The sequence below is a fragment of the Psychrobacter sp. Arc29 genome (assembly GCF_041431175.1).
In the GTDB taxonomy this organism is placed as follows: Bacteria; Pseudomonadota; Gammaproteobacteria; order Pseudomonadales; family Moraxellaceae; genus Psychrobacter.
The window spans coordinates 26,891-44,053 of sequence record NZ_JASMRR010000001.1 but is presented as its reverse complement, the minus strand read 5'-3'; the positions used below and the strand labels follow the sequence as shown (position 1 = coordinate 44,053).

13 protein-coding genes are annotated in these 17,163 nt (G+C 46.1%); all 13 read right to left on the bottom strand.

Annotated elements, in window-relative coordinates; translation table 11 throughout:
* Positions 1–69 precede the first annotated feature (69 nt).
* Positions 70–1,548, bottom strand: a complete 1,479-nt coding sequence (gene nuoN / locus QO189_RS00200; RefSeq protein ID WP_371530943.1) for an NADH-quinone oxidoreductase subunit NuoN — start codon at positions 1,546–1,548, stop codon at positions 70–72.
* Positions 1,549–1,551: 3 nt separating this feature from the next.
* Positions 1,552–3,177 (bottom strand): NADH-quinone oxidoreductase subunit M, encoded by a 1,626-nt coding sequence (nuoM, locus tag QO189_RS00195; RefSeq protein WP_371530941.1) that lies wholly within the window; start codon positions 3,175–3,177, stop codon positions 1,552–1,554.
* Positions 3,178–3,179: 2 nt separating this feature from the next.
* Positions 3,180–5,054: an NADH-quinone oxidoreductase subunit L gene (gene nuoL, locus QO189_RS00190; RefSeq protein WP_371530939.1), complete on the bottom strand. Its 1,875-nt coding sequence runs from the start codon at positions 5,052–5,054 to the stop codon at positions 3,180–3,182.
* Positions 5,055–5,058: 4 nt separating this feature from the next.
* On the bottom strand, positions 5,059–5,367 hold the full coding sequence (gene nuoK / locus QO189_RS00185) for an NADH-quinone oxidoreductase subunit NuoK (protein ID WP_025653102.1): 309 nt from the start codon (positions 5,365–5,367) through the stop codon (positions 5,059–5,061).
* Between the two features lie 98 nt (positions 5,368–5,465).
* The gene (gene nuoJ / locus QO189_RS00180) at positions 5,466–6,212 is read right to left on the bottom strand and encodes an NADH-quinone oxidoreductase subunit J (protein WP_371530937.1); all 747 of its coding nucleotides are present in this window, start codon (positions 6,210–6,212) and stop codon (positions 5,466–5,468) included.
* Positions 6,209–6,757 carry an NADH-quinone oxidoreductase subunit NuoI gene (gene nuoI, locus QO189_RS00175; RefSeq protein ID WP_193012319.1) on the bottom strand — a complete coding sequence of 183 codons (549 nt, stop codon included), beginning with the start codon at positions 6,755–6,757 and terminating at the stop codon, positions 6,209–6,211. Before nuoI ends, nuoJ begins: the two co-directional genes overlap by 4 nt.
* Before the next feature lie 68 nt (positions 6,758–6,825).
* A complete protein-coding gene (nuoH, locus tag QO189_RS00170; protein ID WP_371531443.1) occupies positions 6,826–7,818 on the bottom strand; it encodes an NADH-quinone oxidoreductase subunit NuoH in 993 nt (330 codons plus the stop codon).
* 52 nt (positions 7,819–7,870) lie between these two features.
* A complete protein-coding gene (gene nuoG / locus QO189_RS00165; RefSeq protein ID WP_371530935.1) occupies positions 7,871–10,939 on the bottom strand; it encodes an NADH-quinone oxidoreductase subunit NuoG in 3,069 nt (1,022 codons plus the stop codon).
* Between the two features lie 10 nt (positions 10,940–10,949).
* Positions 10,950–12,374, bottom strand: a complete 1,425-nt coding sequence (nuoF, locus tag QO189_RS00160; protein WP_371530933.1) for an NADH-quinone oxidoreductase subunit NuoF — start codon at positions 12,372–12,374, stop codon at positions 10,950–10,952.
* The gene (gene nuoE / locus QO189_RS00155; RefSeq protein ID WP_371530931.1) at positions 12,371–12,880 is read right to left on the bottom strand and encodes an NADH-quinone oxidoreductase subunit NuoE; all 510 of its coding nucleotides are present in this window, start codon (positions 12,878–12,880) and stop codon (positions 12,371–12,373) included. The genes nuoF and nuoE overlap by 4 nt, the downstream gene beginning before the upstream one ends.
* A gap of 147 nt (positions 12,881–13,027) precedes the next feature.
* Complete coding sequence (gene nuoC, locus QO189_RS00150; protein WP_371530929.1) at positions 13,028–14,803, bottom strand: NADH-quinone oxidoreductase subunit C/D; 1,776 nt, start codon at positions 14,801–14,803, stop codon at positions 13,028–13,030.
* Positions 14,804–14,955: 152 nt separating this feature from the next.
* The gene (locus QO189_RS00145) at positions 14,956–15,624 is read right to left on the bottom strand and encodes an NADH-quinone oxidoreductase subunit B family protein (RefSeq protein ID WP_101206265.1); all 669 of its coding nucleotides are present in this window, start codon (positions 15,622–15,624) and stop codon (positions 14,956–14,958) included.
* A 174-nt stretch (positions 15,625–15,798) separates the two neighbouring features.
* Positions 15,799–16,422, bottom strand: coding sequence for an NADH-quinone oxidoreductase subunit A (gene ndhC, locus QO189_RS00140; RefSeq protein WP_102091044.1), 624 nt, complete (start codon positions 16,420–16,422; stop codon positions 15,799–15,801).
* Positions 16,423–17,163: the final 741 nt, after the last annotated feature.

Sequence of the window (17,163 nt, the reverse complement as noted above, 5' to 3'; positions counted from 1 at the left end):
ATCTTGGTTTTTTAACCGTAACAACAGATAAGCAACAAATGACTTATCTTATCGCATAAATCATTGAATTTACCAAATACGAGCCAAGCTCGCCCATTCGATCATACTGTTTGGCAAGATACCAAAGAATAGGATAATGGCCGTCACCGCAATAACCATAATACCACCGGTACGAATACCCCATTGTCCAGACACGTCAAACTCGATGAATTGCTTAGGACGTTTGAACAGTGTGAGTAACACGCGCAAGTAGTAGAATAGACCAATTGCACTACCTAGGATAATCATCGCCGCTAAGAACCAGTTGGTACCTTGTACAGCAGCCAATATCGCAAATAGCTTGGTGATAAAGCCAGCGGTCAATGGAATACCAGCCAGTGACAACATCATGATAGTCATCACCGCGGTCAATACTGGACGACGCCAGAATAGCCCTTGATAATGTGTCAGCTCATCAGCCTCACCAGATAGGCGATATGGACTCGACATCAATGTCACCACACCAAAAGCACCGATAGACGTAAAGGCATACACCGCCATATACATACTAGAGATGCTATCAGCAGCAGCGCCAATACTGACGATAACGATCATCACATAACCCATATGGGCAATGGATGAATAACCCAATAGACGTTTGAGGCTGGTCTGACGCACAGCCAACAAGTTACCTACCAAGATAGACAAGGTTGCCATCACCATCAATAACATCTGCACCGATGGCAATGCCAATAAAGAGGTATCGATTAAGAATCGAACCGCCAGCGCCATCATGGCAACTTTTGATACCGATGCCAAAAAGGTCGCAATAGGAACAGGCGCGCCTTCATAAACATCTGGCGTCCACATATGAAAGGGAGCAGCCGAGAGCTTAAAGGCAATACCAAACATCATCATCGCCGCACCCAATATCAGTAGTGGCGATTCAAACAAATTGCCTAGCACCATACTGATTGGCTTAAATGCTAGTGAGCCTACTTCTGCATAAATAAAGGCCATACCCATGAGTAAAGTCGCTGACGCGGTCGCCGACAACACTAGATACTTCAGCCCCGACTCAAGCGAGCGGTTACGCATATAAGTGTAAGCGAGCAAGCCATATAAGGGCACTGACAACATCTCTAGACTCATAAAGAACGACGCCATGTGCTGCGCGCTTACCATCAGTAGTGCACCAATGGTCGATAGCAGCATGAGCAAGTACAGCTCTTCTTTATTGTCTTTGAGGTTGGCCAAATACGCATACGATAGCGTACAACAAGCCAATGCGCAGATCAGGATCACCACCATATTGAACTGAGCAAAGTTATCAATCACAAATAACTGCTCAGCATTTGGCGCGATAGCGCCGCTTTCGATAAAGCCTGTCATTTGCCCAAGTAACGTAACCAGCGCAATATTCAAACCGACCACGGTAATTGTACCAGTGACCATATGCGAGCGCTTGATAGTGATGGCAATCATCACCACGAGTACCGTAATCACTACGGCGATAATCGGCGCGTAAGGCACAAGCCCTATCAAATCATTCATTGTAATCTCATTCATGACTTAACGTGCCTCCATTACATCAAGCAGTTGCGACGCATCTACCTGTGTCACTTGACTGTATATATATGCGTTATTGATCCACTGCATCGCGTGACTTGAGGTATCAAGGAACGGCTGTGGATATAATCCGAGCCATACCAAACCAGCCGCTAACATCAGTAGTAATGACAGCTCGCGCTTGCCCAAATCTTTTAATTTGCGTGCAGGCAAGCCATGTGACTTAGTCTCTCGCTCTGCTAATGCGGCAATATTATTTTCACCAAATAACGCGCGATGAATCAAAATGAGCGAGTATAAGCCTGCTAGTACTAAGCTGAATGTCGCAAATACCACAAACACAGGATATTGAGCAAATGAGCCGAATAGAATCATGAACTCGCCAATGAAGTTACCTGTCCCTGGAATACCAAGCAACGCTGCACAGAAGAACATCAATATCGGTGCGTAGTAACGGAACTGTCCCCACATACCACCCATCAAGGTCAGATCGCGTGTATGCAGACGCTCATATAGCTGTCCTGCCATGATGAATAGTGCGGCTGAGCTCAAGCCATGAGCAAGCATCTGGATCATCAGACCTTGTAAGCTGAGCAATGTTCCAGCATAAATTGCTAGTACCACAAAACCCATGTGCGAGATACTGGTATACGCGAGCAAACGCTTCATATCAGTCTGCATAAACGCAAGCCAAGCACCATAGAAGATACCAATCGTACCTAAGGTTATCGCTATCGGCGCAAACTCTTGTGACGCTACTGGAAATAATGGTAAGACAAAACGAATCAAGCCATATGCAGCCGTCTTAATGAGTACCCCTGCCAAATCCACCGAACCTGCCGTTGGTGCCTGCGCATGCGCATCTGGCAACCAACCGTGGAAAGGAATGATTGGCAATTTCACCGCAAAACCAATAAAGAAGCACAGCATGATGGGATATTCCCAGCCGCCAAGTGACGTACCGAGCAAGTCATTATAGTTAAAGCTCACTACCCCTGTTTGGGCGTAGCTGATAATGACCAATACCAAAATACCGATGAGCATGATAAGCCCAGATGCTTGAGTATAAATAAAGAACTTGGTTGCGGCGTATTCTTTGGTTTTGCCAACCACATCATGACCCCAAATGGCGATCAAGAAGTAGATAGGAACCAGCATCATCTCCCAAAAGAAGAAGAATAAGAATAGGTCAATCGCTAAGAAAACCCCGATGACGCCGCCCAAACTCCATAGCAAGTTTAGGTGGAAGAAACCAACGCGGCGCTGAATCTCATTCCACGAACAGGCAACAGCTGCCACACCAAGCAAGCCTGTTAAGGCTACCATCATCAGTGACAAACCATCTAGCGCCAAGTGAAAGCTAATACCAAAGCTCGGTATCCACGGCACACTAAATTCTGCGACCCAAGGCACGGCAGCATCTGGCGCGATAACCTGCTTACTCATACCGCTAAAATCACCCTGCTGCCAAAGCACCAATGACAAAGCAAAGGTCAACATCATACCGATCAAGGCAATCCAGCGCGGCAGACGTTTATTAAATCGCTCCACCAACCAGCATAGCAATCCTGCAATAAAAGGAATTGCGATTAATGCTGGTAGCATCCACGTTTGTTGTAACTCAATCATCTTTACACCACCGTCATCATTACCAGCACCAGCAATACAGCCATACCCAAGCCAAAGCTTGTGGCATAACCTCGAAGTGACCCTGTTTGCGTCGCAGACAATACTTTATTACCTGCTGAGGCCAGCTTAGGCAAGATATACCACGTTTTATCGATAGGGTCGGCTTTTAATAAGCGGCCGATGAACAAAAAGGGTTTTACAAAAATTATATCGTATAGCGCATCAAAACCTAGGCCATGATAGCACCAGTGATATAGCGCCCCGCCGATACGTGAGCGCTTAAAGCTCGTGAGCATACGTCCTTTATTAACCACATATAGTAGTGCAGCTATTATCAAACCTGCTGCCATTGCACCCATCGCGATATACTCTGCGGTGTGCTTGGCATGATCTTGACCAGCAACTTCTAATAGATGGCCAACGCTCTCTGGCAATACACCGTCTAATGGTGGCGTGATCCAAGCACCAACGGCGGTAGATAACACTAGCAATACAGTCAAAGGTAACCAATAAGACACCCCTGATAGCTTATGCGCATGGGTTTTTTCTTCACCGAAGAATATAATCCAAATCATACGGAATGTATAAATTGCCGTTAAGAATGCGCCGAATACACCCATATAGAATAGTACTAAGTGACCTGTTGCATAAGTTTCCCAAAGAATGGCTTCTTTAGAATAAAAACCAACGGTAACCCAAGGTATCGCAGCGAGCGCACCACCACCGATGATATAACACCAAAATACCAATGGTATCTTTTTGCGCAGACCGCCCATCTTAAAGATGTCTTGCTCATGGTGTACCGCAAGAATGACCGCACCTGATGATAAGAACAGCAATGCTTTAAAGAAAGCATGGGTCATTAGATGGAAGATTGCCCCTTGCCATGCACCCACGCCAAGTGCTAAGAACATATAGCCAATCTGACTCATGGTTGAGTACGCAAGGATACGTTTAATGTCTGTTTGCGCGAGCGCACAGAATCCAGCAACGACCAACGTCAATGCCCCGACGCCGCCAACCCAATACAATAAGATACCTGGGGTCAGCTCAAACAATGGATGTAGACGGGCGATCAAATAAACCCCTGCCGTGACCATCGTTGCCGCGTGAATCAATGCCGATACTGGTGTCGGGCCTGCCATCGCATCCGCAAGCCATGTGTGTAATGGCAGTTGCGCTGATTTACCCATCGCGCCACCGACCAACATCATAGTGGTTAGCATCATCGTTGGGTTATTGACATCAAACACTTCTGGCGCGCGCGTAATAATCTCTTGGATATTAAGCGTGCCGAATTCGCGGAATAATAAGAACAAACCAAAGGCTAGGAACACATCGCCGACACGCGTGACAGTAAAAGCTTTCATAGCGGCACGGCCGTTGGCTCTATCATGGTAATAATAACCAATCAGTAAGTACGAACAGATACCTACGCCTTCCCAGCCAAGATATAGCAAGAACAAATCATCTGCTAGCACCAGTAATAACATACTGGCCACGAACAAGTTCATATAGCTAAAGAAACGGGCAAAGCCAGTGTCGCCTTTCATATACCAAGAGGCAAACAGATGAATCAAAAAGCCAATCCCAGTGATGACGCCTGTCATAGTCAATGCTAAGCCGTCAAAGCTCAAGCCAAAATGCGGCGCAAAGTCGCCAACTTGGAACCATGTCCATAGCGGAACTTCAATTACCGTTCCAGCTGGATTGGTGGTCAAAAAGGTATAACTAACCACTAGCGTACATAGAGCTGATAGCAGCATGCTACCCACACCAACAATCGCTGCGACCGCCTCTGATAATTTGTCACGCATAAAGGCTAAAATCAAAAAGCCAATGAGCGGGAATATAAAGGTTAATGGTAATAAACTCATGACATCATCCTTTCATCTCATTGGCGCTATCGACATCTAGATGCCCACGCTGATGATAAAAACGCAATAATATTGCCAGACCAATTGACGCTTCAGCCGCGGCTAAGGTCAAAATAAAGATAAACATAATTTGCCCGTCTGGATCGACCCAGCGACTACCTGCCACGACAAATGCCAATGCTGCCGCATTCATCATGATCTCAAGGCTCATGAGCATAAATAAGAAGTTACGTCGTACCATGACGCCGCATAGACCGATGGCAAATAAAATCCCTGCCAAAATCAGTCCATGGCTCATGGGTATCATACCCAGTACATTTTGCGCCTCAGCAACTGGCTGTACTAAGCCTGCCACCTCGTGGGCAAACGGCACGTTTGACACATCTTGTGCCACGCTTGCTGCTAGTACCATTAGTCTGACTCCTTGCGCGTCACTTTGTTCGCACCTGTTTTCATGCCTACCTTCATACCAACATAGTCATGCGGGTCAACATCTTTATATTCGTAGGGCTTAGCCATTTTTACGGCGTCACTATCTGTATAGTCGTTGTTTTTGTAAATACTGTCATTTTCGTATTGCTCAATACTACCCACGCTTGGCTGAAAGTCTTGGCTTGCATGACCGACGATCTCTTCATCGATTGACTCTTTGCCCAAATGGTAAGCAGCAACCAAGGCTGCGAGTAATAACAAAGCTGCAATTTCAACCAGCATGATATATTTAGTAAATAGCACCGTACCTACTGCTTTGGCAGAGATAGTCGTGCCACCCATCATAACCGCTTCGTCGTGATTAAGACCAATCATCGCGTATAGCACAACGGCAATGATTATCGTCAATCCTGTCGGTATCGCCCAAGTGCCTGCATCGAGCCAACGCTCTTCGCGCTCGTCATTACTCATGCCCAAATTAAGCATCATAATGACAAAGACGAATAGCACCATAATGGCACCAGCATAAACGACAATCTCTAACGCACCCGCAAATGGCGCACCTAATACAAAAAATATCCCAGCGATTGCCAGTAACGATACAATCATCGATAAGATAGCATGCACTGGATTGGCCTGAGTCACGACGCGCAGACTGGCAAATATTGCCACTGCTGCAAGCGAATAAAACCCAGCTAGTTCAGGATGGTTCAAAATATTCATCATGGTAGCAAGCTCCTTAGATCAATCGGTGCAGACTCATTTTGTGCTGCGCCTTTTGGTTTATCTGCTACCGCCATACCTGTCACACGATAATAGTTATAATCAGGGTATTTACCTGGTCCTGAAATAAGCAAATGCTCTTTTTCGTAGACCAAGTCTTGGCGCTTATATTCACCCAGCTCAAAATCTGGGGTCATTTGAATCGCTGTCGTTGGACAGGCTTCTTCACACAATCCGCAAAATATGCAGCGCGAAAAGTTAATCCGAAAAAACTCTGGATACCAGCGTCCATCGTCGCGCTCGGCTTTTTGTAATGAGATACACCCGACCGGACAGGCCACCGCACACAAGTTACAAGCCACACAGCGCTCGTCTCCATCAGGATCACGCGTGAGCACAATTCGTCCGCGAAAACGCGGCGGTACCGGTACCGGCTCTTCAGGATAAAGAATGGTGTCACGCGGTCTGAGCGCATGACTGTTGACCATCCACATGCTGCGGACAATGGTAAATATACCAATGACGGTCTTTTTTATGGTAGTAAACATGGGATTATTATCCTTATCAGCTTTACCCTAGTTCATCAATGATGGCTAATGACGGCTACTAGTAATGACTATAACGTTGGGGAAAAGATCAAAATGACCGCAGCAGTGATTAATAGATTAATCAGCGTTACTGGCAGACATACTTTCCAGCCAAAATTCATCACTTGATCATAACGCGGACGCATGAGTGAGCCTCGAGCCAAAATAAACATGGTCATAAAGAACAGCGTTTTAATCATGAACCAAAAAGCTGGTGGAATAAATGGAATATCTAAATTGAAGGGCGCAAGCCAACCACCAAAGAACAAGCAAGTCATCAAGGCAGAAATCAAGACAACGTTGACATACTCACCAATGAAGAACATACCGAACTTCATGCCAGAATATTCGACATGATAACCTTCAGCCAGTTCTTGCTCTGCTTCTGGTTGGTCAAATGGATGCCTATGGGTAACGGCCACGCCAGCGACCACAAAGGTTAAAAACCCAAAAAACTGCGGAATGATATACCAGCCGTCCGCTTGGGCTTCGACAATAGCACGTAAGTTAAATGAGCCTGTTAATGCAACCACACCCATCAGCGATAAACCCAAAAACACTTCGTAACTGATCGTCTGTGCCGCTGAACGTAGGCCGCCCAATAACGAGAACTTATTAGCAGACGCCCAACCACCGAACATCACCGCATAGACAGCAATACCAGCCATGGCAAAGAAAAACAGAATACCAATATCCCAATCAACCACGCCAAGCGTTGGCGAGATAGGAATGATGGCAAATGAAGCTAAGGCAGTAAACATCGCGACCGCAGGTGCCAACGTGAACATAAACTTATCGGTAAAGTTTGGTGTCCAATCTTCTTTAAAGAAGATTTTGAGCATATCGGCGACTAACTGCAATGAACCAAAAGGCCCGACACGGTTTGGACCATAACGATCTTGCCATAAGGCCAACATACGGCGCTCATAGATAATCATCATCGCGGCAACCAATACCACGACTAAAAAGATGACTAGCGATTGACCCACTAAAAACAGAATAGACCAAGTATCAAAGCTCATGCTATTGGCCAAAAAGCTTGGCACATCAGGGATAATACGGGTAACTTGCATATTACACCTCCTGTGTGGTAGTCGACGCTGCGTTTATTTGCGCTGTATCGTTATTGTTCATCATATCGTTAGCCATGCTACCCATCATCGTTACTGGTGCATCTACTTTACATACCGACGCTGGCATTGATGGGTGAATGATACTCACCTGCCCAACTGGGTAACCGATACAGCCTTCTGCTAAATAACCGACCAGCTGTACTGGCAAGGTGATTTGTTGCTTGTCAATTTCAATCGCTAGGTAATCACCAGCAGCGATATTCCAGTCTTTGGCATCATCTATACCGATACGCCATGCAGCAACGGGTAGTTGCTCTGCGACGATTGGGCTACGTGATGCCATCATTGAGCTGGCATAGATATTATGAATCGGCACCAGTTTCGCTTGACCTTGCTGCAAGTCAGTTGTATTCGAAGACATCGCTTCTGGCGCCACATATTGACGAGTGGCTAGGCGCTCTAGCTGATCGAACAAACGCACACCTGGATCACCATTTTTCAGATGACCGCCGACTTTGTCTTGGTACTTGTTCCACGCTTGCGGTGAGTTCCAACCTGCTGCATTGGCAAAAGGAATCATCGAGCTTGGCGTTTCTTTACCGCTATAACCTTCCATTGAGAAAGTCAAACCAGTGTCTAAATCTTTTGGCTGCATTGGCTCGTGCACGGATATTGGCGCCCGCATAGCAGTACGACCTGAATAACGACGTGGCTGACGAGCAATTTTCAGACCTGTTATACGGTAATCAGCATCAGGCGCAGCACCTTTGATACCTGCAAGTTTAGGATGGGTGGCGATCAATGCATTGATGACATCATCTAATTGCGTCCAGTCGACATCACGACCTTCAATGCTGCTATGCACAGCATGTATCCAACGCCAGCCTTCTTTGATACTGCTCATTGGATGGTAGTATTCGTTATCGTAAACTTGGAAGAAGCGCTGCGCACGACCTTCAGCTGATATCAATGTACCATCCGCTTCTGCAAAGCTTGCCGCTGGCAATACGATATCGACGTCTTTATGCCAATCAAGGAGCTGATGATCTAATGCAATGACCGTTTTATCAGTCAATAGTTGCGTCAATTTATTGGCATCAATCGCATCTGTTAGCTGGTTTTCTGCAACCACAACCACATCGTAATCACTGGCTAACAGCTCTTCAACTGACTGACCGCCAAGCATACAAACGCCCATGCTATTGGCATCAGGAACCGTTAGATAGATACTTGCTTGTGCCTGATACTTGTTATTTACTTCTTTTAACTCAAGGTTTTCAGCAGGCTCACGTTCGACATCATCCTGAGCTTCTGTATTTACACCCGTTTCAGGTTTGTTTGGCTTAGCAGATAAATCTTGGTCTTCTTCAGGCTGGTCATTAGCTGCTTTTGCTTGGGCTGCCTGTACTTTGGCGTTATGTGCCTCGACCTGCTTTTGCTCAGTCGCTTTGATTGTCGCGCGTTTTTGGGTCAACGCTTGGGTAATCTGTGCCGCTGCTTCTATCAATGCGGTAGAAGACAAGCTACTACCCGAGACAACTAACGGCTTATCGGCTTGAATCAAGTCATAAGCGATTTGCTGCGCCAACGCTTGCATATCATCAGTTTCAGCACTTGCATCAGCTGCTTGTGGATCTGCTATGTCTGCTAAATCATCAGCGAAATTAGCAATTTCATCAGCAACCTTGAAGCCAAGTTTAGTGATGTCTTCAGGGGTCGCAACTACGCTCACTTTACTGATATCTTCTAGCTTAGTTTGCGTCACATCAATGACATAGACTGGGCTTAGCGCATCTTGAGCGATACGCTTAACAGGTTCAGCAAGCCACGGCTGCGTTTGCAGCGCCGCCGCCATTTTCAAGCCTTCATTTTTTGCGGCTTGACGTACTGACAGCGCAACACGTGATGAAGTTTGCGTGATGTCTTCACCTAATACGAGCACTGCATCATGCGTTTCGATATCGGTCATGCTAGGGTTATAAATGCCTTCAGTGCTAAGCACTTCGATGCATTTATTGACCAGTGCTTGCTGCTGATGATTCAGACCTGTTGAAAAGTTATCAAAACCGACCAGATTTTTTAGCGCAAAGTTAGTCTCTAAACTGGCACGCGGTGAGCCAATTCCGATGACTTTTTTATCTTTGATACGTTTGATGGTTTCATCAAGTGCATAGTCAATATTGATTTTGACATGCTTGTCATTGATACGTTCAAGCGCTTGGGTTGGACGATCCTCACGATTGACATAGCCATAACCAAAACGGCCACGGTCACATAAGAAATAACGGTTTACTTCACCGTTATAGCGGTTTTCGATACGGCGCAATTCACCATAACGCTCGCCTGGTGAGATATTACAACCAGCTGAGCAACCATGACAGATGCTTGGCGCATACTGCATATCCCATTTACGGTTGTAGCGCTCAGAGTGGGTTTTATCAGTAAACACACCGGTTGGGCAGACTTCAGTCAAATTACCTGAAAATTCGCTTTCAAACTGCCCATCTTTATCACGGCCAAAGTAAACGCGGTTGTTTGAGCCATAAACGCCTAAATCTTCGCCGCCCGCGTAGTCTTTATAAAAACGTACACAGCGATAGCAAGCGATGCAGCGGTTCATCTCATGCGCGATGAATGGGCCAAGCTCTTGGTTGTGATGCGTGCGTTTGGTAAAGCGATAGCGACGACGGCTATGACCTGACATATACGTCATGTCCTGCAAATGACAATGACCACCTTCTTCACAAGTTGGACAGTCATGTGGATGGTTGGTCATGAGTAGCTCAACCATCGACTTGCGGAATGCTTTGGCTTCATCGTCAGTCACAGAGATGTACATATCATCGCCAGGAGCGACCATACAAGACATCACAAGGCGACCTTTGCCCGCTTCCATGTCGTCTTTATTCTGAAATTGCTTGACCGCGCACTGACGGCACGAGCCTACTGAGCCAAGGGCTGGATGATAACAAAAATACGGCACATCAATGCCGAGGGATAAGCAGGCTTGTAGCAAGTTATCTGCGCTATCTACTTCGACAGTGGTTCCATCAATATGTATGACTGCCATGCCGCTCTCCTTATTTCACTACTGGCTGTTGGTTGGCTGCAGCATCAATAACATCGACACCAACCGCCTGCGCGATTTTTTGATCAAACTCTGGACGGAAATATTTAATCGCACTCATTAGTGGTTCCATCGCCCCTGGGGCATGCGCACAGAATGTTTTACCAATCCATAAGTCACGCGTCAGACCTTCTAGTTTTTCTACATCGCCCACTTGCCCTTCACCATCATTGATGGCGGTAAGCAGTTTAACGCCCCATGGCAGACCATCACGGCATGGTGTACACCAACCGCACGACTCACGCTGAAAGAAAATCTCAAGGTTGCGCAGTAATGGCACCATGTCTTGTGATTCATCGACGACCATAATTAGACCAGTACCCATACGGCTACCAGCGTTTTGAATGGTGTCAAAATCCACCACCACATCCAAATGTTCTGCGGTCAAAAAGTCAGTCGAGGCGCCGCCCGGTAGCCAAGCTTTCAGTGTTCTACCATCTTTCATACCACCCGCTAAATCTTCAATGATTTCGCGTGCCGTATAACCAAACGGTAATTCCCAAAGGCCTGGATCATTGACCAATCCTGAGCAGCCAAATAGTTTGGTGCCCGGCGTTTTGCTTTTGCCTTTGATTTCAGATAACGACTGATACCACTCAACGCCATGATTCAAAATCGATGGCATATTACACAGGGTCTCAACGTTGTTAACAACGGTTGGACGACCCCATGCACCAGAGATTTGTGGAAACGGCGGCTTGGTACGTGGGTTAGCACGGCGGCCTTCTAGACAGTTAATTAACGCTGTTTCTTCACCGCAGATATAACGTCCAGCGCCCGTATGCACATGCAGATTAAAACTAAAATCTGAGCCTAAAATATTGTCGCCCATGAGATTATTGGCCAAGCACTCTTCGATAGCAGCGACTAAACGCTCAGCGGCCAAGATATACTCACCGCGGATAAAGATATAACCGTCGGTGGCGCCAATCGCATGAGCGGTAATTAGCATACCTTCGATCAGCTGAAACGGTAGACGCTCCATGAGCAAACGGTCTTTAAACGTGCCCGGCTCCATTTCATCAGCATTACAGATGAGATAACGCGGCAAACCATCCGGCGGCGACATAAATGACCATTTAAGACCAGCGTTAAAACCTGCACCACCGCGACCTCGAACATTAGCCGCTTTAATCATATTGCCGACGTCTTTAGGCGATTTGGATAGCGCTTCTTTTAGACCCGTAAAGCCTTTTAGAGACTCATAAGTGGCTAAATCAAGCACGGCATCATGATGCGCTAAACGCCAAGTCAAAGGCTTGGTTTCGCTAGTGGCTGTCGCTTTATCACCATAGATTGGAACACGCTGTGCATTTAGCTGGCTTGGCGCTTGGCCTTGACCGCGACGAGCAATTTGCTCTGAAATCGTTAAACTCATGCGTATAGCTCCAATAATTGCGCGACCTCAGATGGCTGGACAGGGCCGTAAGTGTCTTCATCAATCAGTACCGCTGGCCCTTTATCACAGTTGCCCAAGCAGCAAATTGGCAATAGGGTAAAACGTCCATCAGCAGTGGTTTGACCATACTCAATACCCAGCTGTGATCTGATTTCAGCTGACAGCGCTTCATAACCTGTCAAATAACAAGCCACGGAGTCACATATGAGAATCACATGGCGACCGACAGGTTGGCGATAAATACGGTTAAAGAAAGTCGCAACCCCATCCATGTCTGACATCGGGATGTCTAAGATGTTGGCAATGGCGTTTGCTTGCGCATCATCGACCCAACCGTTGCGCTTTTGCACAATTTTTAGCGCATCTAATGAGGCAGCACGCGCCTGTGGGTAATGGTGCATAAACTCATGAATGGCAGCAATTTCATCACTAGTAAGAATGCTTTCCACATGTACTTTTGGCATTTTGTCGGAAACAATTTTCATAATCTTCTGTCTTTCCTCACTCATCCTGCTCTATCACAAGCCAATATCAGTCTGATTAAAACTGTGGTTATATTGGCGAATGACAGCATTTTGGTGTGCCATCAGGCAATAATATATTGATGAACAAATACTTTTGAAGCAGCGGCTCTAACGATCACAATCCGCCATCACAATATCAATCGATGCTAGGTACATAATGGCATCAGAAACCAGCGAGCCATTGATGACCGATGGCATCTGCTGTAAATGTGCAAATGTCGGTGTGCGGATACGGGTACGATAGCTCATCGTGGCCTTGTCTGAGGTGATGTAATAACTATTCAGACCTTTAGTCGCCTCGACGATCGTCGTACATTCGCCTGCTGGCATCACAGGACCCCAAGATACCGAGATAAAGTGATTAATCAGCGTTTCGATATCATTTAATGTACGGTCTTTTGGCGGTGGTACAGCCAGTGGATGATCCGCTTTATAAGGGCCTTGTGGCATATTGTCCATGCACTGGCGAATGATACGCAATGACTGACGCATCTCTTCGACTTTGACCATACAGCGATCATAAGCATCACCGTTGTAGCCAACTGGCACTTCAAAGTCGTAATTCTCATAGCCCATGTATGGACGTGCTTTACGTAGGTCGAAATCAACGCCTGTCGCGCGCAGACCAGCGCCAGTCACGCCCCAAGCAAGTGCTTGCTTGGCATTGTACTGAGCAACCCCTTGAGTACGGCCTTTGAGCACGCTGTTTTGCAATGCTGCTTTGACATACTCGTCCAAGCGTTTTGGCATCCAATCTAAGAACTCACGAACCAGACGCTGCCAACCACGTGGCAGATCAGCAGCTGTACCGCCGATACGGAACCAAGCTGGATGCATACGATAGCCAGTCACGGCTTCGATCACGTCATAGGCTTTTTGGCGATCGGTAAACATATAGAATACAGGGGTCATACCGCCCGCATCCTGAATGAACGTACCGACGAATAGTAAGTTATTGGTGATACGGAAAAACTCACTCATCATCACACGGATGGTTTCCGCACGCGGCGGCACGGTAATGCCTGCCAGCTTTTCGACTGACATGATATATGGCAGCTCATTCATTACACCGCCAAGATAATCAATACGGTCGGTATAAGGAATAAATGAGTGCCACGTTTGACGCTCCGCCATCTTTTCTGCGCCGCGGTGGTGGTAGCCAATATCTGGAATACAATCGACGACTTCTTCACCATCTAGCTGTAGTACCAAACGGAAGGCACCGTGAGCAGAGGGATGGTTAGGACCGATGTTCAAGAACATAAAGTCTTCGTCACGACCTGAACGCTTCATGCCCCACTCTTCTGGGACAAAACGCAAGTTTTCTTGCTCGTATTGTTGCTTGGCGGTATTCAAAAAGTACGGAGTAAATTCCGTCGCGCGCGCATGATACTCTTTACGCAGTGGATGACCTTCCCAATATTTTGGCAATAAGATACGGGTCAAATGCGGATGACCTGTAAAGACAATACCGAACATGTCCCACACTTCACGCTCATACCAGTTGGCGTTTGGCCAAATATTGGTGGCGCTCGGTACATTGACATCGTCTTCGCTCAGCGCGACCTTAATACGTACATCACTATTGCGCTCAAGCGACATCAAGTGATAAAACACCGTAAAGTCACTGTCAGGCAAACCCGCGCGATGCTGGCGTAAACGCTCATCTATCGCTGACAAGTCAAATAGCATGACATACGGTTTAGGCAGTTTGCGCAAGAATAAGAGAATATCTAATAAATCAGCACGCGCCACCCAAACCGTTGGAATCTCATCCACAGTCTGCTGCACGACAAATTTACCAGCATACTTTTGCTCCAGCTCTGTGATAACTGCTGGGACGGGCTTGATCTTAGGATCTATGTTTTCGACTACCGTGACCATGAATGATGTATTCCTTCATTAATCATAACTGAACTATGTTAGTCATAACCGAACTATGTCAACCATAACTGAGCTATGTTAATCATAACCGAACTATGATAAGCGCATAAAATATTGAAACTGTTGCTACAAGTCTAAATGCTGTTTGAAACTTAAATACTGTCTGGGCTGCGCAAGTTTTTGACAGCGATACGATCTGCCTGCTTGCGGTCACGCTCAGGCGTCATTTGCGGCTGATAGATACCCTGCTCATTGACATGGATACCCAGCGGACGACGCTCTTTAGTAATAGATTCTTGTAACAACATCAAACCCTGAATAAGCGCTTCTGGACGCGGCGGACAACCTGGCACATACACATCAACAGGGATAATCTTATCGACGCCTTGTACGACAGAATAAATATCATACATGCCGCCCGAGTTGGCACAGGCACCCATAGAGATAACCCATTTTGGCTCAAGCATTTGCTCATATAGGCGCTGTATGACAGGGGCCATTTTGACAAAACAAGTACCAGCGACGATCATGACATCCGCCTGACGAGGCGAGGCACGAATAACCTCTGCCCCAAAACGTGACAAATCATGGACGGCGGTTAAGGTAGTAGCGTATTCAACATAACAGCAAGAGGTACCAAAGTTAAATGGCCAAAGTGAGTTCTTACGCCCCCAGTTTGCTGTTGAATGAACGAGGTCTTCGAGACGACCCATAAAGACGTTTTTATTCACTTCATCTTCGATAGGATCATTGACCGTTTGACTGGTCTGTGCAGGATAGGTATCTGCATCGGGGTTGGCTTTTGTTAATGTGTATTTCATAACATACAACCTTCATATTAGGCTTGGCGTGGCAATCATCTTGCTCGCGCTGTCGCCATAATTTTATTATTAATAAGTGGCTAATCATCAGCGATCATTAATACAAACAGAACTGACGCCTTCATGCTTTGCTGCTCGTTTTTACAAACGCTACAAGCTGAGCATCAACTGCTATTAACGTTCAGTTTTGTCCTGCTGAGCAGACGTCGCAAAATCCACAGAAGTAACGTTACCTGTGGTATTAATATGATCGATGTTTTGTAGATGACGACGATTGGTCTCAATATTGTTTGAGACATTGATTTGACCGGATGACTGCGCTGGCACTTTACCTGTCGGATCGACCATTAGCTCATGAGCGCCATCAAACTTGGTGATGTCTGCCAAATTAAAGCCTGCAGGCGCCGCATATAAGCGTGCTTTTTTGCGTAGCTTGTCAGCAGGTGCCCAGTTCATCGCACCCAAGCTCAGCTCGTAAATCAAACCGATAATCAGAATAGTGATAAACGTGCCAGCGGCGGCAAAGCCAAGCCAGCCTGCCTCGCGTACCGAGACAGCATAAGCGTAGAGATATAGCGCCTCTAAATCAAAAATCACAAAGAAGATTGCGACCAAATAAAATTTGGCAGACAAACGAATACGGGCGTTGCCAGATCCGACAACACCCGCTTCAAATACTTCTTCCTTTTGTGAGCCTTGAGAGCGACCGCCAAGTAAGCGCGGTACGACCAGCATAAAGACAACTAGCCCAATGGCGGCTAAGATAAAAGCAATGGCTGACCAATTAAAAGCAGACATGATAATACGTGCTCCTCACCCAATCGAGTGTTAGACACAGCGCAAGCACTGACCCACTCAGGCCATGTTGCGACAGGTATAACGCAGACGAAAACACAAAGTGACTTTATTTAAAAAGTGACTTTATTTAAGTAATTGTCACTGTGTTTAAGTAACTGTCATTGAGTCACATGTTAGGTATTTTGCTGGTAACAACCAATTATCAAGCTTATTGACGACGATGTCAGACGTGACCAACTGTAGAGATTCCGGTATGCGCGCGGATAAAGGCTGGTCGCCCAACGCATCTTCTAACAACGTAAGATCAACGTATTAAATCAATATCATATCTGACTGCTTACTTAATTGATTTAATAGCTCATTACACGTGGTCAACAATGACGTGACAACTGGCATAAATTATTTACGTACTATACGCATATCAGTGCCTAAAAGCTAGTTTTTAACTGTATTGAACGGTCACTTTCTGTGTAAAAAAAATGTGTTTTTTTTACTATGAATTATGATATAGACCTTACCTTATATTAACCCCAAATCCGTACTTTTGGCTATGAGCAAACACTGTCACGCTATTTGTCAAAAATCAAGTGTCCGAATACCCCACTTTCATCACCCAAGTCCTCCCCCAAAGTGAGCATTTTTGCTTTATAATGACCCACCAGATTTTTACGATATGCCATCATCAAACCTTAAACTCTATTATTCTTATAATAAAGATTATTAAAATATCGCAACGATACG